Source organism: Peribacillus sp. NPDC056705, assembly GCF_043656335.1.
Genome location: NZ_JBHTYI010000283.1, coordinates 1 through 1,043, shown reverse-complemented (window position 1 = coordinate 1,043; position 1,043 = coordinate 1). Strand labels below are relative to the sequence as shown.

Below are 1,043 nucleotides of genomic sequence, written 5' to 3'. Positions count from 1 at the left end.
CATTCACATCGACAAGCCCGTTCATCTGTCGTTCAGCTCCTGCAATCTGTGATTTCAGTTCCCACAGCGCAGCATGACTGCGACTGCGAGCCGCATCGAGGGCACACATAACTGATTCCTTCGGTTCATCCTGCTGTCTCAGCCAGCCCCAGCGATCTCTGGACAGGATGGCTTCAACCCTGCCCGTTTGCGGAGCCCTCTCTCCCGCCAGAATCGATAATAAGGTTGATTTGCCGGTTCCGTTACGACCGTAGAGGGCAATACGCTCACCTTCGGCAATCTCAAGTTGTATGTGATCAAGCAGTGTTTTCCCATGCAATTCCATACTTATATTCGTAGCCTTTAGAATCATCGTCATATAGCCTCATCCTCTCTCTTTGAGAAAAAATCAAAAAACCACAGGCGGCGGCCTGCGGCAGATATGGAGATGACTACGGTATAACTCTGAGGAAGCAAAGGACTCATAGCGGGTATACCAAAAAAGGACCCACCATACAGAGCGCCTGCTATAACACAAAAAAAGGCACCCAATCACCCTATTCAGACACACCTAATCTCTCCTCTACTACCGTAGAGAAACGCCTGCAACTTCACATGCAGTTGTATCGAGAAAAGGGTGTCTTACTTCATCGGACGAGGTACCTCGCATTCTTTAGGATTAAATTACGGTTAGTATAACAGATCATCGTCGATTGTCAAATAGGCAATTCACTGTGACTGCACGATCTCACCTATAAAATAAAATGATTGGATATAGTAAATTTTACCCATCTTTGATATACTAACATTATTACTTTAGTCATGGGTGCGTGATCAATCAAATGTGGGATAAAGAACTAAAGATAGCCATAAAGAAGAAGCAAAGCGTGATGATATACCTTATCGATGGCGCAGTATTACAAGGCATACCAGATGCTTGTACAGATCTGTTAAAGATGCGGAGTGTCTATGGGCCAGTCTGGGTGCCATTAGAGGAAATAAAGCATGTGAGCAGATTAATACAACTCAAAACGAAGAACCTGCTAGCACACAGCTAGTAGGTT

At 45.0% G+C, this 1,043-nt stretch carries 1 protein-coding gene; it reads right to left on the bottom strand.

Annotated elements, in window-relative coordinates:
- Positions 1-358 (bottom strand): ATP-binding cassette domain-containing protein (locus tag ACFRAK_RS29725; protein WP_394573297.1); only part of this gene is annotated, 358 nt, incomplete at its 3' end.
- Between the last annotated feature and the right edge of the window lie 685 nt (positions 359-1,043).